At 50.2% G+C, this 19,639-nt stretch carries 18 protein-coding genes; 11 read left to right on the forward strand and 7 right to left on the reverse strand.

Translation table 11 applies throughout. The annotated features are described in order from the left end of the window. Positions 1-69 precede the first annotated feature (69 nt). Positions 70-1,113, forward strand: coding sequence for a protease SohB (sohB, locus tag GA565_RS09640; RefSeq protein ID WP_152198265.1), 1,044 nt, complete (start codon positions 70-72; stop codon positions 1,111-1,113). A 92-nt stretch (positions 1,114-1,205) separates the two neighbouring features. Here sohB and GA565_RS09645 read toward each other — a convergent pair whose 3' ends face one another. Continuing rightward, on the reverse strand, positions 1,206-1,457 hold the full coding sequence (locus GA565_RS09645; protein WP_152198266.1) for a YciN family protein: 252 nt from the start codon (positions 1,455-1,457) through the stop codon (positions 1,206-1,208). Between the two features lie 435 nt (positions 1,458-1,892). Here GA565_RS09645 and topA point away from each other — a divergent pair, with 435 nt between their 5' ends. The 3 genes from topA to acnA all read left to right on the forward strand — a co-directional run bounded on the left by topA (position 1,893) and on the right by acnA (position 8,749). Next, positions 1,893-4,490, forward strand: coding sequence for a type I DNA topoisomerase (gene topA, locus GA565_RS09650; protein WP_152198267.1), 2,598 nt, complete (start codon positions 1,893-1,895; stop codon positions 4,488-4,490). Between the two features lie 329 nt (positions 4,491-4,819). Further along, positions 4,820-5,794 carry an HTH-type transcriptional regulator CysB gene (cysB, locus tag GA565_RS09655; protein WP_152198268.1) on the forward strand — a complete coding sequence of 325 codons (975 nt, stop codon included), beginning with the start codon at positions 4,820-4,822 and terminating at the stop codon, positions 5,792-5,794. A 279-nt stretch (positions 5,795-6,073) separates the two neighbouring features. Continuing rightward, a complete protein-coding gene (gene acnA, locus GA565_RS09660; RefSeq protein ID WP_152198269.1) occupies positions 6,074-8,749 on the forward strand; it encodes an aconitate hydratase AcnA in 2,676 nt (891 codons plus the stop codon). A gap of 87 nt (positions 8,750-8,836) precedes the next feature. Here acnA and ribA read toward each other — a convergent pair whose 3' ends face one another. After that, positions 8,837-9,427 carry a GTP cyclohydrolase II gene (ribA, locus tag GA565_RS09665; RefSeq protein WP_055770552.1) on the reverse strand — a complete coding sequence of 197 codons (591 nt, stop codon included), beginning with the start codon at positions 9,425-9,427 and terminating at the stop codon, positions 8,837-8,839. A 208-nt stretch (positions 9,428-9,635) separates the two neighbouring features. On the opposite strand from ribA, the gene pgpB reads away from it, so the two are divergent. The 3 genes from pgpB to lapB all read left to right on the forward strand — a co-directional run bounded on the left by pgpB (position 9,636) and on the right by lapB (position 12,142). Then, complete coding sequence (gene pgpB, locus GA565_RS09670) at positions 9,636-10,397, forward strand: phosphatidylglycerophosphatase B (RefSeq protein WP_152198270.1); 762 nt, start codon at positions 9,636-9,638, stop codon at positions 10,395-10,397. Between the two features lie 260 nt (positions 10,398-10,657). Further along, complete coding sequence (locus GA565_RS09675; protein ID WP_152198271.1) at positions 10,658-10,966, forward strand: LapA family protein; 309 nt, start codon at positions 10,658-10,660, stop codon at positions 10,964-10,966. Positions 10,967-10,972: 6 nt separating this feature from the next. Then, a complete protein-coding gene (gene lapB, locus GA565_RS09680) occupies positions 10,973-12,142 on the forward strand; it encodes a lipopolysaccharide assembly protein LapB (protein ID WP_152198272.1) in 1,170 nt (389 codons plus the stop codon). Positions 12,143-12,155: 13 nt separating this feature from the next. On the opposite strand, the gene GA565_RS09685 is transcribed toward lapB, so the two are convergent. Next, positions 12,156-12,461 carry a hypothetical protein gene (locus GA565_RS09685; RefSeq protein WP_152198273.1) on the reverse strand — a complete coding sequence of 102 codons (306 nt, stop codon included), beginning with the start codon at positions 12,459-12,461 and terminating at the stop codon, positions 12,156-12,158. A gap of 211 nt (positions 12,462-12,672) precedes the next feature. On the opposite strand from GA565_RS09685, the gene pyrF reads away from it, so the two are divergent. Next, positions 12,673-13,401, forward strand: a complete 729-nt coding sequence (pyrF, locus tag GA565_RS09690) for an orotidine-5'-phosphate decarboxylase (protein WP_152198274.1) — start codon at positions 12,673-12,675, stop codon at positions 13,399-13,401. A gap of 13 nt (positions 13,402-13,414) precedes the next feature. Next, positions 13,415-13,744, forward strand: coding sequence for a stress response translation initiation inhibitor YciH (yciH, locus tag GA565_RS09695; protein WP_152198275.1), 330 nt, complete (start codon positions 13,415-13,417; stop codon positions 13,742-13,744). A 252-nt stretch (positions 13,745-13,996) separates the two neighbouring features. Here yciH and osmB read toward each other — a convergent pair whose 3' ends face one another. Next, entirely contained in the window at positions 13,997-14,218 is a 222-nt protein-coding gene (osmB, locus tag GA565_RS09700; RefSeq protein ID WP_152198276.1) for an osmotically-inducible lipoprotein OsmB, read from the reverse strand. 346 nt (positions 14,219-14,564) lie between these two features. Between osmB and araD the strand changes: the two genes are divergently transcribed. Together araD and kdgT are read left to right on the forward strand one after the other, a co-directional pair. Further along, positions 14,565-15,260, forward strand: coding sequence for an L-ribulose-5-phosphate 4-epimerase (gene araD, locus GA565_RS09705; protein ID WP_152198277.1), 696 nt, complete (start codon positions 14,565-14,567; stop codon positions 15,258-15,260). Between the two features lie 267 nt (positions 15,261-15,527). Beyond that, positions 15,528-16,526 (forward strand): 2-keto-3-deoxygluconate transporter, encoded by a 999-nt coding sequence (kdgT, locus tag GA565_RS09710; protein ID WP_152198278.1) that lies wholly within the window; start codon positions 15,528-15,530, stop codon positions 16,524-16,526. Positions 16,527-16,569: 43 nt separating this feature from the next. Here the strand turns inward: kdgT and GA565_RS09715 are convergent, their stop codons facing one another. From GA565_RS09715 to GA565_RS09725, 3 genes are all read right to left on the reverse strand, one after another. Then, on the reverse strand, positions 16,570-17,121 hold the full coding sequence (locus tag GA565_RS09715; RefSeq protein WP_152198279.1) for a GNAT family N-acetyltransferase: 552 nt from the start codon (positions 17,119-17,121) through the stop codon (positions 16,570-16,572). 131 nt (positions 17,122-17,252) lie between these two features. Further along, entirely contained in the window at positions 17,253-17,558 is a 306-nt protein-coding gene (locus GA565_RS09720; protein WP_152198280.1) for a YbdD/YjiX family protein, read from the reverse strand. Beyond that, the gene (locus tag GA565_RS09725; protein WP_152198281.1) at positions 17,551-19,620 is read right to left on the reverse strand and encodes a carbon starvation CstA family protein; all 2,070 of its coding nucleotides are present in this window, start codon (positions 19,618-19,620) and stop codon (positions 17,551-17,553) included. Before GA565_RS09725 ends, GA565_RS09720 begins: the two co-directional genes overlap by 8 nt. Between the last annotated feature and the right edge of the window lie 19 nt (positions 19,621-19,639).

Below are 19,639 nucleotides of genomic sequence, written 5' to 3' on the forward strand. Positions count from 1 at the left end.
CAAGACGCATCGGCAACGATTGTCTAGAATGAACGTTGTATCTTATCAGAATGTTAAAAGGCGGTATTTGTGGATTTACTTTCTCTGTATGGGCTTTTTTTGGCCAAAATAGTCACTGTTGTAGTGGCCATCGGCGCACTCGTGGTGCTGTTTGTAGGACTCCGCCAGCGTAAATCATCAGGCAAGGGCGAGCTGCGTCTGACGGATTTAGGTGAAGAATATCGTGAAATGCAGCGTGAGATGCGTACCGCGCGTCTCACACCGGCTGAGCAAAAACTCAGCATTAAAGCTTTCAAAAAACAAGAAAAAACCGAATCTAAACTTAAAAAACAGCAGGCGAAAACAGGAGGCACACCGACCAAGGCTTGCCTTTACGTGCTCGATTTTAAAGGCAGCATGGACGCGCACGAAGTGACTTCGCTGCGTGAAGAGATCACGGCAGTGCTCGCCGTCGCCACCCCGCAGGATGAAGTGTTACTGCGTCTTGAAAGCCCGGGCGGCGTGGTGCACGGCTATGGCTTGGCGTCCTCACAGCTGGCGCGCCTGACCCAGGCCGGCATTCGTTTGACGGTGGCGGTTGATAAAGTCGCCGCCAGCGGTGGTTATATGATGGCCTGCGTTGCCGACCGCATCGTCGCCGCGCCGTTTGCCATTATTGGTTCCATCGGCGTAGTGGCACAGATCCCCAACTTCAGCCGTTTACTGAAAAAGAGCAACATCGACGTCGAGCTGCACACCGCCGGTCAGTACAAGCGAACCTTAACGCTGTTTGGCGAAAACACCGAGGAAGGCCGTGAGAAATTCCGTGAAGACTTAAATGAAACTCACGTGTTGTTCAAAGAGTTCGTGCACGAACATCGTCCGTCTCTGGATATTGATTCTGTGGCGACCGGTGAGCACTGGTTTGGGACGCAAGCGCGTGAAAAGGGGCTGGTTGATGCGATTGGCACCAGCGACGATTTACTTATTGCCGAAATGAAAAATCATGAAGTGATCGCGGTGCGTTATGCGCGTCGTAAACGCATGATGGATCGCTTTACCGGTAGCGCCGCAGAAAGCGTCGATCGCCTGTTTTTACGCTGGTTACAGCGAGGCGAAAAACCGCTTTTGTAAGTTTAATAAAAGGGACTTCGGTCCCTTTTTTTATCATCTAATGACTGTCTTTCTATTAATGAATAGACGCATCGCGTTGATGAAAAAATAAACTATTTTTGCAGGTGGTATTTATCTGAAAAAAGATGGGCCAAGTGTTTAAACATATTAAAGACGGCAGTTGTTTTTGCGGTGGGTAATCCTTGTTGATCGAGGAAGAATTCTCCACGAAAAACCAAAACTTCGCCTTTTTGTTCAACTTCTGTTGCTATCATTCCCTGAAGATAATCGCCATGCTGGCGAATAACTTTATTTGCTTCTATAAGTAGTGCATCAGTACTTATTGCCACAGTGTGGGTCTGCATAAAAAAGTGCCTCTCACTATAATCATTAATCTAATTGTAATCCCGCAGATGACATGACCGCAATCCCGCTGTAGGCAAGGCCTGTTGACATTGCACATATAATGTTCAGATTGGCAGAAAGTGCATTTACGTGCTAATTAGGTTGCGTGGCAATTTTTATCAGGTAGAGTGTGGGATTTTCTGGCTTAGGGTGGAATGATTTGTTTACGCTCGAAGGTTGCCTGGTGCCATGATTGCGATTTCCTTACCCCTGTCCGGGTTCCAATCCGCAAGACTTTATTGGATTGTGCCTCTGGAGGACGGTTGGGAAGGGTGAAAAAAAATGGTTGATCTCCTGACTCAGTGCCGCAATATAAAAAAAGACATTAAATGTGCCGCGGCATAAACAAGACAAAATCTTCTTTCCGAGAAGAATAATTTAGGTAAAAGGTAATTATGGGCAAAGCTCTCGTAATAGTTGAGTCCCCGGCAAAAGCCAAAACGATTAATAAATATTTAGGAAATGACTACGTGGTTAAGTCCAGCGTCGGTCATATTCGCGATTTGCCAACTAGCGGTTCTGCGACTAAAAAAAGCGCTGACTCAACCGAAGAAAAGACAAAGAAAAAAGTAAAAAAGGATGAGAAAACGGCCCTTGTTAATCGCATGGGTGTTGACCCCTACCACGGCTGGGAAGCGCAGTACGAAATACTGCCCGGCAAAGAAAAAGTGGTGGCCGAGCTAAAAGCGCTCGCAGAAAAAGCAGACCACATCTATCTCGCAACTGACCTTGACCGCGAAGGGGAAGCCATTGCCTGGCACCTGCGGGAAGTGATTGGTGGTGACGATAAGCGTTTTAGTCGCGTTGTTTTCAACGAGATTACCAAAAACGCCATTCAACAAGCGTTTGAAAAACCGGGCGAACTGAATATCGACCGCGTCAATGCTCAGCAGGCACGCCGTTTCATGGACCGGGTGGTGGGCTATATGGTCTCCCCGCTGCTGTGGAAAAAAATTGCCCGTGGGCTGTCGGCAGGACGCGTTCAGTCCGTTGCCGTACGTCTGGTGGTTGAGCGTGAGAAAGAGATCAAGGCCTTCGTTCCCGAAGAGTATTGGGAGTTGCACGCCGATCTTCAGTCTAAAGAGAGCATTGCGCTGCAGATGGAGGTGACTCATCACCTCGAAAAAGCCTTTAAACCGGTTAATCGCGAACAGACTCACGCCGCCGTTGCCCTGCTTGAAAAAGCGCGCTACGACGTGGTTGACCGTGAAGACAAACCGACCAGCAGCAAACCGGGTGCACCTTTTATTACCTCCACGCTGCAGCAGGCGGCCAGTACCCGTCTGAGCTTTGGCGTGAAAAAGACTATGATGATGGCCCAGCGTCTTTATGAAGCCGGTCACATTACCTACATGCGTACCGACTCAACCAATCTGAGTAAAGACGCGGTAGAAATGGTGCGTGGCTATATTAATGACAACTTTGGTGCCAAGTACCTGCCGAAAGCGCCGAACTTGTACAGCAACAAAGAAAACTCCCAGGAAGCGCACGAAGCGATTCGTCCTTCTGATGTGAGCGTAGTGTCTGAACAACTCAAAGACATGGAAGCGGATGCGCAGAGACTGTATCAGCTTATCTGGCGTCAGTTTGTAGCCTGTCAGATGATGCCGGCGCAGTACGACTCCACCACGCTGACGGTCAAGGCCGGTGATTATTCACTGCGTGCCAAAGGACGTACTCTGCGCTTTGACGGTTGGACTCACGTGATGCCTGCCTTGCGCAAAGGCGACGAAGACCGCACGCTACCTCCTATTGAAGTGGGTAGCACGCTTGAATTGCAGCAGCTGTTGCCGACTCAGCACTTTACCAAGCCGCCTGCGCGATTCAGCGAAGCGTCTCTGGTTAAAGAACTTGAAAAGCGTGGCATTGGCCGACCTTCCACCTATGCGTCGATCATTTCGACCATACAGGACAGGGGCTATGTTCACGTTGAGAATCGACGTTTTTATGCCGAAAAAATGGGCGAAATCGTCACCGATCGCCTCGAAGATAACTTCCGCGAGCTGATGAACTACGATTTTACCGCGCGCATGGAAGATGGACTGGATCAGGTTGCTAACAACCAGGCCGAGTGGAAAGGCGTTCTGGACGATTTCTTCGCTCAGTTCAGCAAGCAGCTTGAAACCGCCGAAAAAGATCCGGAAGAGGGCGGAATGCGTCCTAACCAGATGGTGATGACCAGCATTGATTGCCCGACCTGCGGACGTGAGATGGGTATTCGCACCGCCACCACTGGCGTGTTCCTCGGCTGTTCGGGCTATGCTCTTCCACCGAAAGAGCGCTGCAAAACCACCATTAACCTGGTGCCGGAGTCGGAAGTTCTTAACATCCTCGAAGGGGATGATGCCGAAACCAACGCGCTGCGTGCCCGTCGTCGCTGTACTAAATGCGGCACGGCCATGGACAGCTACCTGATCGATACCAACCGTAAACTGCACGTCTGTGGTAATAATCCAGAGTGTGACGGTTACGAAATCGAAGAGGGTGAGTTCCGCATCAAGGGTTATGACGGTCCAATCGTTGAGTGTGACAAGTGTGGTTCTGAAATGCACCTGAAGCTTGGGCGTTTTGGTAAGTACATGGGTTGTACCAACGAGACCTGCAAGAATACCCGCAAGATTTTGCGCAATGGCGATGTTGCACCGCCGAAGGAAGACCCCGTTCCGCTGCCTGAGCTGCCTTGCGAGAAGTCAGATGCCTATTTCGTGCTGCGCGATGGGGCTGCTGGCGTGTTCCTTGCGGCCAATACTTTCCCTAAATCACGCGAAACCCGTGCACCGTTAGTGGAAGAGTTGCTGCGATTTAAAGACCGCCTGCCAGAAAAACTGAGCTATCTGGCCGATGCGCCAGTTGCTGATCCAGAAGGCAACAAGTCTATGGTGCGTTTCAGCCGTAAGACCAAGCAGCAATACGTTTCCTCTGAGAAAGACGGTAAAGCCACCGGCTGGTCAGCGTTTTACGTTGATGGCAAGTGGGTTGAAGGCAAAAAATAAGCTTTCGCTGCCTAAAGTTAAGATAAACTGAAAAACCAGCCACCACGGCTGGTTTTTTTATTGTAATAAGGTCAATCACCGTTAGACTTTATTGCCGTAAGCATGCTCATTGTGCGGTGCTAAGACGTCTTGAGTTTTTTGTAGACAGGCAGCGGATAAAATTGATTGAATAATGATACAGTTGTTATATAAAATAATCTTTTTATGCATTATTAGAATTAACCGGCTCCAATAATACCGGCCCATACAATAAAGAGATCCCCGTTCCTTTCTGCCAGCAACGAGAGTGAAGAAAGTAGCCAGGGCTTAAAACTAGGATGGTATAAGATATGAAATTGCAGCAACTGCGTTACATCGTAGAAGTTGTTAATCACAATCTGAACGTCTCTTCGACGGCAGAAGGCCTCTACACCTCACAGCCAGGCATCAGCAAACAAGTGCGCATGCTTGAAGATGAACTTGGGATCCAGATTTTTGCCCGCAGTGGTAAACACCTCACCCAGGTGACACCTGCGGGACAGGAAATTATCCGTATCGCTCGCGAAGTGCTGTCTAAGGTTGATGCAATCAAAGCCGTAGCCGGTGAACACACTTATCCAGATAAAGGCTCGTTGTATGTGGCAACTACCCATACACAGGCCCGCTACGCGCTTCCTAACGTCATCAAAGGCTTTATTGAACGTTACCCGCGTGTATCTCTGCACATGCATCAGGGCTCACCAACGCAAATCGCCGAAGCTGTGTCTAAAGGTAATGCTGACTTTGCCATCGCCACCGAGGCGCTGCATCTCTACGATGACCTGATAATGCTACCATGTTACCACTGGAACCGTGCGGTTGTGGTTCAGCCAGATCACCCGCTGGCGGGAAAAGAAAAAGTGACCATTGAGGAACTGGCGGCATATCCGATAGTGACTTATACCTTTGGTTTTACCGGGCGCTCAGAACTGGATACGGCGTTTAATCGCGCTGGCCTTACGCCACGCATCGTGTTTACCGCAACCGACGCTGACGTCATTAAAACCTATGTGCGACTGGGCCTTGGCGTTGGCGTGATTGCCAGCATGGCGGTTGATCCGGTGCAGGATCCTGACTTGGTCACCGTCGATGCCAGCGATATTTTCACCCACAGTACCACCAAAATCGGTTTCCGTCGCAGCACCTTCCTGCGCAGCTATATGTACGATTTTATTCAGCGATTCGCGCCGCATCTCACGCGTGACGTGGTAGACAGTGCGATTGCGCTGCGTTCAAACGAAGACATTGAAGCTCTGTTCAAAGACGTTAAACTGCCACACAAATAATGCCTGCTGCTCAGGGTTAGCACCTGACGAAAAGGCCGCACCATAGTGTGCGGTCTTTTACTTAAATAAGATTGCCCCCCATTTCAGTCCATTCCCTGTTACCACCCTCTGGCAAAGCAGCTTTCCACTTTGAAAGTTAACACTTTGTGTTGTTATTAAAATGTTAATTATAATCTGTGTTATCTTTATAAGAACACCTACCCTCTGGCGGGTCTTTCTCGTCAGCTAAACTAGAATGTTTAAGTAACATACTAAAAAAGAGCGTTAAAAGGAGAAGCTATGTCGTCCGATCTTCGCAAGAATAGTCAGGATAAGCTGGCAAACCTCGATAAGGAATATCACTTTTACAGCTTACCCAAAGCCGCTGCCACCCTTGGCAATATCGACCGGCTGCCAAAATCCATGAAGGTGTTGCTGGAAAATCTGCTGCGTAATATCGATGGCGATACCGTGACTGAAGATGATCTTCAGGCCATCGTTGACTGGCAAAAAACGGGCCATGCCGATAAAGAAATCGCCTACCGTCCCGCTCGCGTACTTATGCAAGACTTTACCGGCGTGCCTGCGGTGGTTGACCTTGCCGCCATGCGTCAGGCCGTAGAGCGGCTTGGCGGCAACGTGAATCAGGTGAATCCCCTGACGCCGGTTGACCTGGTTATTGACCACTCGGTTACCGTAGACGAGTTTGGCGATCGCGCGGCGTTCGGTGAAAACGTCAAGCTGGAAATGGAGCGCAACCATGAACGCTATATATTCCTTCGCTGGGGGCAGAAAGCCTTTAACCGCTTCCGCGTTGTGCCACCTGGCACTGGCATTTGCCATCAGGTGAACCTTGAATACCTCGGGCAAACTGTGTGGCACGAGCAGCAGGACGGAAGGGAAGTGGCCTATCCCGACACGCTGGTCGGCACCGACTCCCATACCACCATGATTAACGGCCTTGGCGTGTTAGGCTGGGGCTGTGGGGGTATTGAGGCCGAAGCCGCTATGCTCGGACAGCCAGTGTCGATGCTTATTCCCGACGTTGTAGGTTTTAAATTACTCGGTAAACTCGGCGAGGGCATCACCGCCACCGACCTGGTATTAACCGTCACCCAAATGCTGCGCAAGCACGGCGTGGTGGGCAAGTTTGTCGAGTTTTATGGTGATGGCCTGGCTGATTTACCGCTGGCGGACCGCGCGACCATCGCTAACATGTCACCAGAATTTGGCGCCACCTGCGGATTCTTTCCAGTGGATGAAGTGACGCTGAGCTACATGAAACTCAGCGGGCGCAGCGACGAGCAGATTGCACTGGTTCACGCCTACAGCAAAGCGCAGGGGCTGTGGCGTGAGAAGGGCGATGAGCCTATTTTCACCAGTACTCTTGAGTTGGACATGGCGTTGGTCGAGTCAAGCCTTGCTGGACCCAAACGCCCACAGGACCGGGTGGCATTGCCCAACGTTCCCCAGGCCTTCAAGGCAGCCACCGAGCTTGAGCTGGGTAATAATTCAGCGACTCACAGCGAGAGCGTTGATTTCAGCTATAAAAATCAGGCACTACAGCTCAAGACTGGCGCAGTGGTGATTGCCGCGATTACCTCGTGTACTAATACTTCAAACCCAAGTGTGCTGATGGCGGCAGGTCTGCTGGCTAAAAATGCCGCCGCCAAGGGGCTAAAAAGCAAGCCGTGGGTAAAAACGTCGTTGGCACCGGGTTCCAAAGTAGTGACCGAATATCTAAATGCCGCCGGACTGATGCCCGAGCTGGAGAAGTTAGGTTTCAACCTGGTGGGCTACGGCTGTACTACCTGTATTGGTAACTCCGGCCCGCTGCCTGAGCCGATTGAAACGGCGATTAAGCAGGGCGATTTAACGGTGGGTGCCGTGTTGTCGGGCAACCGCAACTTTGAAGGACGTATTCACCCGTTAATTAAAACCAACTGGCTAGCCTCGCCGCCGCTGGTCGTAGCCTATGCGCTGGCGGGCAATATGTCGGTTGATCTCACTCACGACCCGCTGGGCGAAGACCAGGCCGGCAATCCGGTGTATCTGCGTGATATTTGGCCGACGTCTAACGAGATTGCCAAAGCGGTGGAGCAGGTGAAAACCGAGATGTTCCACAAAGAATATGCCGAAGTGTTTAACGGCGACAAGGACTGGCAGAATATCAAGGTTGAAGGCACGCCGACTTATGCATGGCAGGAAGATTCGACCTATATTCGCCATCCGCCGTTCTTTAGCGACATGAAGGTCGAACCCGATCCGATTCAGGACATTAAAGATGCCCGCATTCTGGCGATTTTGGCTGACTCAGTGACCACCGACCATATTTCACCGGCGGGGAATATCAAAAAAGAGAGTCCAGCGGGGCGTTACCTTGAGGAACACGGCGTGCTGCCCAACGACTTTAACTCCTACGGTTCACGTCGTGGTAATCACGAGGTGATGATGCGCGGAACCTTTGCCAACATTCGTATTCGTAACGAAATGGTGCCTGGCGTTGAAGGCGGCGTAACCCGGCATATTCCTTCCAACGATCAACTGGCTATTTACGATGCCGCAATGCGCTATCAGCAGAGCGGTGTGCCGTTAGCGGTGATTGCGGGTAAAGAGTATGGGTCAGGTTCAAGCCGTGACTGGGCGGCGAAAGGCCCGCGGCTGCTCGGTGTTCGCGTGGTAATTGCGGAATCCTTTGAGCGTATTCACCGTTCAAACCTGATTGGCATGGGGATTTTGCCATTGGAATTCCCGGTAGGCGTGACGCGCAAAACGTTGAATTTGAAGGGCGATGAAACCATTAGCGTGAGCGGTATGCAAACGCTGAAACCGGGTCAGGACGTGCCGGTGCACATTACCTACGCTGATGGCAAAAAAGAGGTCATTTATGCGCGAAGCCGAATCGATACCGGCAATGAGCTGACCTACTTTGAAAACGGCGGTATTTTGCACTACGTGATCCGTAAAATGCTTTAACACAGCGAGTTTCAGCTGCCATAGACAATAAAAAAAGCACCGAATTTTCGGTGCTTTTTCTTTGGCTATCGTCTGATTAATTAAAAATTACTTATCCAGTAGATGGCCCATTTTTGCTGCCTTGGTCGCCAGATAGTGCTCGTTTTTCGGGTTACGGCCAACGATGAGCGGTACACGTTCAACGATATTGATCCCCGCTTCGGTCAAAATCTCGACCTTTTTCGGGTTGTTGGTCAACAGGCGAACGGCTTCAACGCCCAGCAGTTTGAACATATCGGCACACAGGGTAAAGTCGCGTTCGTCGGCAGCAAACCCTAACTGATGGTTAGCTTCAACGGTGTCGTAACCTTTATCCTGCAGCGCATAGGCGCGGATCTTGTTCAGCAGGCCAATGTTGCGGCCCTCCTGACGGTGATACATCAAAATACCACGGCCCTCTTCGGCGATGCTATTCAATGCCGCTTCGAGTTGAAAACCACAGTCGCAGCGCAGGCTGAACAGCGCATCACCCGTCAGACACTCTGAATGAACGCGTGCAAGCACCGGCGTTTCGCCCGTGATGTCACCGAAAACCAGCGCCAGATGATCGTGTCCGGTTGCCAATTCTTCAAAACCCACCATCAGGAAATCTCCCCATGGCGTTGGCAGTTTGGCTTCTGCCACCCGTTTCAGCTGCATGTTACTCTCCAAAACCTGCAAATATTCTTAATTCTTGTGGCGCATCCTACGTAGAGATCCTCAGGTTGACCAGTAAAAATCAGCCGACTCCCGAACATAACCATACTCACAAGTATATCATTCCCGGCTGGACTGCGTTGCAGGCCGCTGCGTAGAATGCGCATTATACATTTCATTTTCATGAATCTTTAGATATTAGGGTCATACAATGCTTCAAATCGCTATAAGGACGTGCAGTGCAGCCTTGTTCCTGTTACTGATGCCCGCGCTGGTGTGGTTAAGCGGATGGGGTTGGGCCCCAGGCATGAGTGACATTATCTTACGCCCATTTTATGCGATAACCGAGACGGTAAGTGCTCCGTGGGGAATGCTGACCAATATTGTGCTGTGTCTCTGGTTTCTATGGTGTCTGCGCTATCGTCTTAAACCGGCTATCGTTTTAGTGCTGCTGTTAAGCGCGGCGGTGCTGATCGGCCAAGGCGTAAAAAGCTACGTCAAGCGGCAGGTGCAAGAGCCGAGACCTTATGTGCAATGGCTTGGTAAAACGCAGTCAATGGACGTCACGGCGTTTTATGAACAGAAAAAGAAGGCTCGCAGTCTGCAGGTTAAAAATGAAGTGCAGGACAACGCACAAATACCCGGTTGGCTGGGGAAAAGCTGGCAGGCCGACACCGGATTCGCTTTCCCGTCCGGCCATACAATGTTTGCCGCAAGCTGGGCTCTGCTAGGCGTAGGGCTGCTGTGGCCGCGCCGTCACTATAAAACTGTTGCTGTGCTGCTGGTGTGGGCATCGCTGGTTATGGGCAGTCGCCTGCTGCTCGGCATGCACTGGCCGAGGGATCTTATGGCCTCGGTGGGCATCAGTTGGGTGCTGGTGACGCTGGCCTGCTGGCTGGCACAAAGGCTCTGCGGACCCTTTGCACCGCCTCCCGAGGAGCAAAAAGAGATCCAGAGTCGTGAGCCGGAATAACCTTCAAGGGGCTTTAATTTTGATTTCCTGTCCCCATATATTCAACATGGCTATACATACACAGTCGGATTAACGTCTGATTTGGGTCGGGTAAAGACTGTTTACTCGACTCCAGCTTTCCGACTGTATGAACTTTCTTCTATCTCGGCATAATCCGGTCTCAACATTTCCCAGCTGCGGCGGGAAATGCTAACTTATTAGTTAAGGACGTCAGTTTTTGGCATAATTTATCCGGACTCTCCGGCATTACAGGAATGAATGTGAAATATTTGCTGATTTTTTTGTTCGTGCTGGTCATCGTCGTGATCTCAATCACTCTGGGTGCCCATAACGATCAGGTAGTTACCTTCAATTATTTACTGGCACAGGGCGATTACCGCGTATCGACTTTGTTAGCGGTGCTGTTCGCAACCGGCTTTGTGTTGGGATGGATTATCTGCGGTCTGTTTTATTTGCGTGTGCGCCTGTCGCTCGGCCGTGCGCAGCGAAAGATCAAGCGTCTGGAGCAGCAAATTGCCCCGGCAACGACCGAACCTGCGGTGCAGCAGTATCCGGTCACTAAGGAATAATCTTCTATGTTAGAACTGCTGTTTCTGTTATTGCCCGTCGCCGCCGCTTACGGCTGGTACATGGGGCGCAGAAGTTCACAACAGGATAAACAGCAAAGTGCCAACCGTTTATCGCGTGAATATGTGGCAGGGGTAAACTTTTTACTCTCCAATCAGCAAGATAAAGCGGTAGATCTGTTCCTTGATATGTTGAAAGAGGACAGTAACACCGTTGAGGCGCACCTGACTCTGGGTAACCTTTTCCGCTCCCGCGGTGAGGTTGACCGTGCCATCCGAATTCACCAGTCGCTGATGGAAAGCGCATCGCTGACCTTCGAGCAGCGTCTGTTGGCCGTTCAGCAGCTGGGGCGTGACTACATGGCCGCCGGTTTTTACGACCGCGCTGAAGAAATGTTTAACCAGTTGGTGAAGGAAGAAGACTTCAAACTGTTTGCTTTGCAGCAACTGCTGGTTATCCATCAGGCGACCAGCGATTGGCAGAGTGCAATTGACGTTGCCGAGAAGCTGGTTAAGCTAGGTAAAGAGAATAAACGTCAGGAAATTGCCCACTTTTACTGCGAGCTTGCCCTGCAGGCGATGGCCGGTGATGATTTAGACAAAGCCAGCGGGTTGCTTAAGAAGGCTGCATCGGCTGATAAACTCTGTGCTCGCGTGTCGATTATGCAGGGGCGTATTCTGCTGGCCCAGAGCGAATACGCGAAAGCCGCCGATGCACTCAAGCGCGTTCTCGAGCAGGACAAAGAGGTGGTGAGTGAAACGCTCCCAATGCTGCAGGAGTGCTATCAGCATCTGGATAACCGACTGGAGTGGGCGGAGTTTCTAAAACGCTGCGTTGATGAGAACACCGGTGCCACTGCAGAGTTAATGCTGGCCGAGATTTTGCAGCAGGAAGAGGGGCGCGAAGTTGCGCAACTCTACATTAACCGCCAACTTCAGCGTCATCCCACAATGCGCGTATTTCATCACCTGATGGATTACCACTTGGCGGATGCCGAAGACGGTCGAGCGAAAGAGAGCCTGGTGCTGCTGAGAGACATGGTGGGCGAGCAAATCCGTACCAAACCACGCTATCGCTGCCACAAGTGCGGGTTTACTGCGCATTCACTTTATTGGCATTGCCCGTCATGCCGCGCCTGGGCAACGGTAAAACCGATTCGCGGTCTTGACGGACAATAAATAAAAGAGTCGGTTATTTCTTTTTGTTCGGCGCTTTGCTGAGCAATTGACGTAATTTTTTGAGTTCTTTTTGGGTGAGTGCCGGTTCGGTATGTTCACCCAAATGCTGATTATCTACTTCAATCTCTGATTCTTCGGCTTTTATGACTTTTTTCCCTTTTTTATCATCTGCTGGTTTTTCATCGTGAGTGGCAAAGCTTTTTTCTAGACGGGCCCAGACTTCTGCGCTTAAGGAATGTTGTGCGTCAGCGGCGGCATTTTTGATAAGCTCCTTGAGCTCTGCCGGAATTTTAATGGTTAACGTCGTTATCTCACTCATATTTAAGCCTTCCTGATAATAAAACATCAAACTAAGTCAGCTAAATGCTGCTGTCTACCCATTCACAAAAAATTCATAAAAATGTAACGATTCCGTCACTAAATCGTCGTGAAACGATCGGCTGGGCTTTATGACGGATGCCATGTAGAATGCGGGCGTCAGAATTTTGTCCTGATGTCCTTTCCTATAAAAATTGCAAAAGGTGGAAGAAATGAAGTCTGAAAATAACCCTCATAACAACGACTTGAAATCATCTCCTATTGTAGTCGCGCTGGATTACGCCAATAAGTCAGCAGCGTTGGATTTTGTTGACCGCATTGACCCACGCGATTGCCGTCTGAAAATCGGAAAAGAGATGTTTACGCTGTTTGGTCCAGAACTGGTAAGAGACCTGCAATCCCGAAATTTTGATGTGTTCCTGGATCTTAAATTCCACGATATTCCCAACACTGTCGCCCACGCGGTAGCCGCCGCCGCCGACTTGGGGGTGTGGATGGTTAACGTTCATGCCAGCGGGGGGGCGCGCATGATGACGGCGGCTAAAAATGCGCTGAGTTCTTTTGGCAAAGACGCGCCTTTACTGATTGCCGTGACCGTGCTGACCAGCATGGAAGCCAGCGATTTGGCCGATCTTGGCATCAGCCTTAGCCCCGCGGATTATGCACTACGCCTGGCTACCCTAACTCGCGACTGTGGCCTGGACGGCGTTGTCTGCTCAGCTCAGGAAGCCGTGAGCTTCAAAAATAATCTGGGTCAGGCGTTTAAATTGGTGACACCCGGCATTCGCCCTGCTGGAAGCGCCGCCGATGACCAACGCCGTGTCATGACGCCACAGGATGCGCAGGCTGCGGGCGTAGATTACATGGTGATTGGCCGACCTATTACCCAATCAGCCGACCCCGCGCAAACGCTGCGAGATATTCACGCATCTCTGGCATAAAGGAGCTGGTTTCATGAAAAATGATGATAACAGCCGCCTGGTGTATTCCACCGACTCCGGCAGAATTGACGAGCCAAAAACGAAGGTTGAGCGGCCGAAGGGCGACGGTATTGTGCGTATTCAGCGCCAGACCAGTGGCCGAAAGGGCAAAGGGGTGTGTCTCATTACTGGCATTGATGCTGACGACGCTGCGCTAGACAAGCTGGCCGCCGAACTTAAAAAGAAGTGTGGCTGCGGTGGCTCGGTTAAAGACGGCGTGATTGAAATCCAGGGTGATAAACGGGACTTGTTAAAACAGTTACTTGAAGCGAAAGGGATGAAAGTAAAATTAGCGGGAGGTTAACAACTCGCAAACTGTGTTTTCAAAACCTCAGCAACACGGTTTTAAAATTTGAGTAACACTTTATCAAAGTAACAATCTGCCGCACAAGTTAACAAGCAGCAGATTGTTATTAAATAAAATTCAATTGCGCGTTCCCATTTATTTTTAAAATGGAAACGGCAGGCTCAGAGATTTAATGAGTGAAAGATTAAATTTCATATTAAGCACTTAGAATTAATTTGCTTTAAGTTACTGTGTTATTGAATTGTTTTCTTATTTGTTTACCTGATGGCCAACAATACCACCGACGGCTGCGCCACCAAGGGTACCCAGCGCACTGCCGTTGGTAAGAACTGCACCACCGAGCGCACCTACACCCGCACCAATAGCGGTATTACGGCCGCGGTGAGACATGTTGCCACACGCACTCACGGACATCACAATTACAAGCACTAATCCAACACTGGCAATACGTTTATTTAATAGCATTGTCATTCTCCTCAGAAAGGATCTCACTAAATTTCATTGTTAAGTATAGTTAATAACTGGCTTCTCCGCGGGATTAACATAAATTACTGCGAACTGTCTCCCACGAACAGGTAAATAGTCTTAATTCACTGTAAGTCTCTTTAGTAACAGCACAAAAGGCTACTTTGATTTTTATTTAAAATAGTGGGCCAATACTTCTTTCAACTGTGCAATCACCTCGATTCTGTTATGTCCACCGCCTGACAGTTTTGCGATTGCAGCAGAAGTACACTTACTCTTTAGCTATTTTCACCATACCCACCAACGTCCAGTGCTCCGAAAATAGGGTAAAGCGCCCATTAAGGACATTCCGATGCTTAAGCAATTAAAACAACAGGTACTCGAAGCCAATCTGGCCCTGCCGCGCCATCATCTGGTGACATTTACCTGGGGCAACGTCAGTGCCGTCGACAGACAGCAGGGGCTGATGGTGATCAAACCCTCGGGCGTGGACTATGAACGTATGAGTCTGGAGGACATGGTGGTGGTCGACATTGAGACTGGCCGAGTGGTTGAAGGCAGTAAAAAACCGTCTTCAGATACGGATACTCACCGCGCACTTTATCTGCATTTTGCACAAATTGGCGGCATCGTTCACACCCATTCCCGACACGCCACTATCTGGGCGCAGGCGGGGTTGGATATTCCTGCCTGGGGAACCACGCATGCCGACTATTTCTACGGCGCCATTCCCTGTACGCGTAAAATGACCGAACAGGAAATAGCCGGGCGTTACGAATGGCAGACCGGTGAAGTGATTATTGAAACCTTTACCGAGCGCGGGCTTTCGGCTCAAGACGTTCCGGCGGTTCTGGTGCATTCTCACGGTCCGTTTGCCTGGGGAAGTGACGCCGACAGCGCAGTGCACAACGCCGTAGTGCTTGAAGAAGTGGCCTATATGGGCATTTTTTCACAGCAGTTAACGCCTAGACTCGGCAAAATGCAGCAATCATTGCTGGACAAACATTATTTACGCAAGCACGGGAAAACGGCCTATTACGGGCAATAACCCCTGCAGAAGGTCCGATTAAGACGATTGTTCACGTTATAACAATGCCCGCATCTCTTTGGATGCGGGTTTTTTTTAGCCCACATCACAAAAAAGAAACTACAGACCTTTAAAAAAGAAACAGCGTTTCATTTTTATGTGTTTGATCACTTTTATTAAATCAATAAGGCTTTAATTTAGCACCCAGCAGCGAGTCATTTTCGCTTTTCAGCCGAACCCTCGGCTCATTCGCCTCAATTGATGCTCTACTGACTAGGTGGGTATAACATGCATATCAAACGTGCAATCGAAAAAGTCCCCGGTGGGATGATGCTGGTTCCGCTGTTTATCGGCGCGCTCTGTCATACTTTTGCCCCTGATTCCGGCAAATATTTAGGTTCCTTCAGCAATGGCCTGATTACCGGCACAGTGCCTATTTTGGCAGTATGGTTTTTCTGCATGGGAGCATCAATTAAACTCAGTGCGACCGGCACCGTTTTACGTAAATCTGGCACGCTGGTGGTGACAAAAATTGCCGTTGCCTGGGTGGTTGCCGCACTGGCTTCACGATTTATTCCTGAACACGGCGTTGAAATAGGCTTTTTCGCTGGCCTTTCTACGCTAGCGCTGGTCGCCTCAATGGACATGACCAACGGCGGGTTATATGCCTCAATAATGCAGCAATACGGCTCGAAGGAAGAGGCTGGGGCATTCGTGCTGATGTCGTTAGAGTCCGGGCCGCTAATGACCATGGTGATTCTTGGTACTGCAGGTATTGCCTCGTTTGAACCTCACGTCTTTGTGGGCGCGGTGCTGCCGTTCCTGGTCGGTTTTGCGCTGGGCAATATTGACCCCGAGCTGAGGGAATTCTTTGGTAAGGCTGTACAAACGCTGATCCCGTTCTTTGCCTTTGCACTGGGTAACACCATCAATCTCACCGTCATTGCGCAAACCGGCCTGTTGGGCGTGCTGCTGGGACTTTCTGTTATCATCATCACCGGTATTCCACTGATGCTTGCCGATAAATTTATTGGTGGAGGTGATGGAACGGCGGGCATTGCCGCCTCGAGCTCGGCGGGTGCGGCGGTGGCAACACCGGTACTGATTGCAGAAATGGTGCCGCAGTTTAAGGCCGTTGCACCGGCCGCCACTGCACTGGTTGCCACCTCTGTGATAGTCACCTCAGTACTGGTACCTATTTTGACTGCTATGTGGTCACGGCGGATTAAAAATAGGGCGGTTAATGGCAAGGTTAATATCGAAGACCAAATGGCCAGAATCAAATAATTGTCATCACTCAGGGCTGCTCGATTAACAGCCCTGAAAGCATTTAATTAATGACCAGCGTCATTTTTTTGTGTTTAACACCGTCCAGCATGAGGGTCTCAACCGTTTTAAAGCCATAACCCGCATACATCTTCTCCAGATAAGGCTTGGCGTCATCGGCCAGCAGTGAAAGCCGGTTGAGCTGATATTTTATAGCTAAAATCTTAGCCGCATCCATCAAGTAGCGCGATAGCTTCTGCCCACGAAACTCAGGGTAAATGGCTAATGAATCGATATAAAGCTCATCATCTTCCGCTTCTCTGACATCAGCAAGTGGCGTCGTTGAATGGGCAATAAAGGTCGGCTCAAGGAACCCAGGAAAGGCCAAAATACAACCTGCCAATTGCTCGTCAACGAAGCACACCTGAGTGAATAGATAGCTAAAATAGACGTCGTCGCGTGCAAAGTCTTGCCGATAAATCCGTTTGGCCTGCTGCAAATCTGATTGCCCCGTTAAATATAACAATGCATTCTCGTCTGCAAAACTAATCAGGTCGATAACGTCCACTGCATCGGCGGGCGTGGCAGGGCGAACCGTGGCTAAGTTAACGTTCATTGGAATAATCATCTTGCTGTACGGACTGAGGGATTAGGTGATAGTACGCCTGTAAAAAGACACAGGCGTACCAGGGGATCAATTAATCACAACTTTCTCAGCAATTTTAGCCAACTGAGTTGCTGAGTTTATTAACAAGGACATTTCCCAAGCTTGCCTGCTTCGCTGGGGAAGCGGGCGTTAAGGCAATAGCGATGAAACTCCTTTTCACTCATGGGGGTCTGCTCAGGATGATGGAGTTGCACATGACGCACATAGTTTGGATAATCCTGCACGCCAACCATCAGTCGAAAGCTTTGTGCAACGCCTTTGCCAATGAATTTTATCCACTGACGCAGGTTTACAGGACGAGGCGGGCGAAACTCCAGCGGATGACAGCGAATAATCGTCATCGAACTTCTTAAGGTAACGCGATAGGGCAAATCGTTGTCAGACATGACGAGCCTCTCGGTGAGTGGCCAGCGGGCTGGTTTCGTGCACCGTTGGCGTCGGAGATTTCAACGCTCTGCGAATGACAAAGAAAGCTGAAATCAACATAGTGACGGCAACCAGCATGAAGAAACCACACAGAGCCGCATTGATCTGATTGTTAATCACAATGGTATGCATATCTGCCAGCGTTTTTGCCGGTTTGATAATGATGCCATTGTTGATGCCCGCAGAGAATTTATTGGCCTGAGCCAAAAATCCAATTGACGGATTTTCATGGAACATTTTCTGCCAACCGGCAGTCATTGAGGTAATAAACAGCCACACTGTCGGTAAAATGGTCACCCACGCATATCGCTGTTTCTTCATTTTAAACAATACAACGGTTCCGAGGATAAGCGCCATTGAGGCCAACATCTGGTTACCGATACCAAACAGCGGCCAGAGGGTGTTAATTCCACCAAGAGGATCAACAACGCCCTGATAAACAAAGAATCCCCAGCCCGCAACGGCCACGCTGGTACCCGCAATGGTGCCCACCCAAGAGCGATTATTTGCCAGTGAAGGGATGGCCACGCCGACCAGATCCTGCACCATAAAACGACAAGCTCGCGTACCGGCATCAACCGCGGTCAGAATAAACAGTGCTTCAAACAAGATGGCAAAGTGATACCAGAACGCCATCATTGCGCGGCTGTTAAATACGTCACTGATGATGTGCGCCATACCCACTGCGAAAGTCGGGGCTCCACCTGCACGGGAGAGAATCGACTGTTCGCCAACGTCTCTGGCAATAACGGTGAGCATTTCAGGCGTTACCACGAATCCCCAGCTGTTAATCACTTGGGAAGCCGTTTCAACCGTGGTGCCAATTAAGGCCGCCGGTGAGTTCATGGCAAAGTAGACGCCGGGGTCGATTACAGAGGCGCAGATGAGCGCCATAATCGCCACGAATGACTCCATAAGCATGGCGCCGTAGCCGATAAAGCGAATGTGACTCTCTTTCTCGATAAGTTTCGGCGTAGTACCGCTGGCGACAAGAGCGTGGAAGCCGGAAATAGAACCACAGGCAATAGTAATAAACAGAAACGGGAAGAGGCCACCGGAGAACACGGGGCCGCTGCCGTCGATAAACTTAGTCACCGCAGGCATTTTCATCTCAGGCATGGCAAAGATAATCCCTACCGCCAGTCCCAAAATAACGCCAATTTTTAAGAATGTGGAGAGATAATCACGTGGTGCAAGCAGCAACCAAACCGGCAGCACGGAGGCTATAAAGCCATAAATAACCAGTACCCACGTCAACGTCGTGCCGTGCAGCGTAAAGAACGGTCCCCAATATGGGTCCTGCGCCACGTTGCCGCCGTAGATAATCGCCAACATCATCAGCACAAAGCCGATAATTGAAACCTCGGCAATTTTACCTGGGCGAATAAAACGCATATAAATGCCCATAAATAGCGCAATAGGGATAGTCGCGGCAATCGTGAACAAGCCCCAAGGGCTGTCGGCAAGTGCTTTAACGACGACCAGAGCCAAAGCGGAGAGAATAATAATCATCACGCCAAGTGCGCCTAGCATGGTCACTACGCCGGCGAACTGCCCCAACTCCTGTTTAGCCATCTCGCCCAGCGAGCGACCATCGCGGCGAGTTGAAATAAAGAGGATCAGGAAATCCTGAACCGCACCGGCCAGCATGACACCCACCAGGATCCAGATAGTACCGGGTAAAAAACCCATTTGTGCGGCCAAAATCGGGCCAACCAAAGGACCCGCACCGGCGATGGCTGCAAAGTGATGGCCAAACAGCACCCATTTATTGGTGGGAACATAGTCCAGTCCGTCATTTTTGCGCAAAGCCGGCGTAACTCGGCGGTCATCCAAACCAAAGACTTTTTTTGCAATGAACAAACTGTAGAAACGATAGGCGATGCTGTAGCAGGCAATGGCTGCAATGACCAGCCATACCGCATTAACGTGTTCGCCACGGCTAAGTGCCAACATGCCAAAAGCAAAGGCTCCCACTAACGCCACCGCTAGCCAGATAATTCCGGACTTGACGTTCGTCATGATAAACAACTCCTCAATG

The sequence above is a fragment of the Rouxiella sp. S1S-2 genome, from assembly GCF_009208105.1.
GTDB lineage: Bacteria > Pseudomonadota > Gammaproteobacteria > Enterobacterales > Enterobacteriaceae > Rouxiella.

Coding starts and splice junctions, on each gene's coding strand:
- GA565_RS09725 (WP_152198281.1), bottom strand. CDS start 19,620: ATGACGAACGTCAAGTCCGGAATTATCTGGCTAGCGGTGGCGTTAGTG.
- GA565_RS09645 (WP_152198266.1), bottom strand. CDS start 1,457: ATGCAGACCCACACTGTGGCAATAAGTACTGATGCACTACTTATAGAA.
- GA565_RS09720 (WP_152198280.1), bottom strand. CDS start 17,558: ATGTCTGACAACGATTTGCCCTATCGCGTTACCTTAAGAAGTTCGATG.
- osmB (WP_152198276.1), bottom strand. CDS start 14,218: ATGACAATGCTATTAAATAAACGTATTGCCAGTGTTGGATTAGTGCTT.
- lapB (WP_152198272.1), top strand. CDS start 10,973: ATGTTAGAACTGCTGTTTCTGTTATTGCCCGTCGCCGCCGCTTACGGC.
- GA565_RS09715 (WP_152198279.1), bottom strand. CDS start 17,121: ATGAACGTTAACTTAGCCACGGTTCGCCCTGCCACGCCCGCCGATGCA.
- pyrF (WP_152198274.1), top strand. CDS start 12,673: ATGAAGTCTGAAAATAACCCTCATAACAACGACTTGAAATCATCTCCT.
- cysB (WP_152198268.1), top strand. CDS start 4,820: ATGAAATTGCAGCAACTGCGTTACATCGTAGAAGTTGTTAATCACAAT.
- yciH (WP_152198275.1), top strand. CDS start 13,415: ATGAAAAATGATGATAACAGCCGCCTGGTGTATTCCACCGACTCCGGC.
- kdgT (WP_152198278.1), top strand. CDS start 15,528: ATGCATATCAAACGTGCAATCGAAAAAGTCCCCGGTGGGATGATGCTG.
- pgpB (WP_152198270.1), top strand. CDS start 9,636: ATGCTTCAAATCGCTATAAGGACGTGCAGTGCAGCCTTGTTCCTGTTA.
- acnA (WP_152198269.1), top strand. CDS start 6,074: ATGTCGTCCGATCTTCGCAAGAATAGTCAGGATAAGCTGGCAAACCTC.
- ribA (WP_055770552.1), bottom strand. CDS start 9,427: ATGCAGCTGAAACGGGTGGCAGAAGCCAAACTGCCAACGCCATGGGGA.
- topA (WP_152198267.1), top strand. CDS start 1,893: ATGGGCAAAGCTCTCGTAATAGTTGAGTCCCCGGCAAAAGCCAAAACG.
- GA565_RS09685 (WP_152198273.1), bottom strand. CDS start 12,461: ATGAGTGAGATAACGACGTTAACCATTAAAATTCCGGCAGAGCTCAAG.
- araD (WP_152198277.1), top strand. CDS start 14,565: ATGCTTAAGCAATTAAAACAACAGGTACTCGAAGCCAATCTGGCCCTG.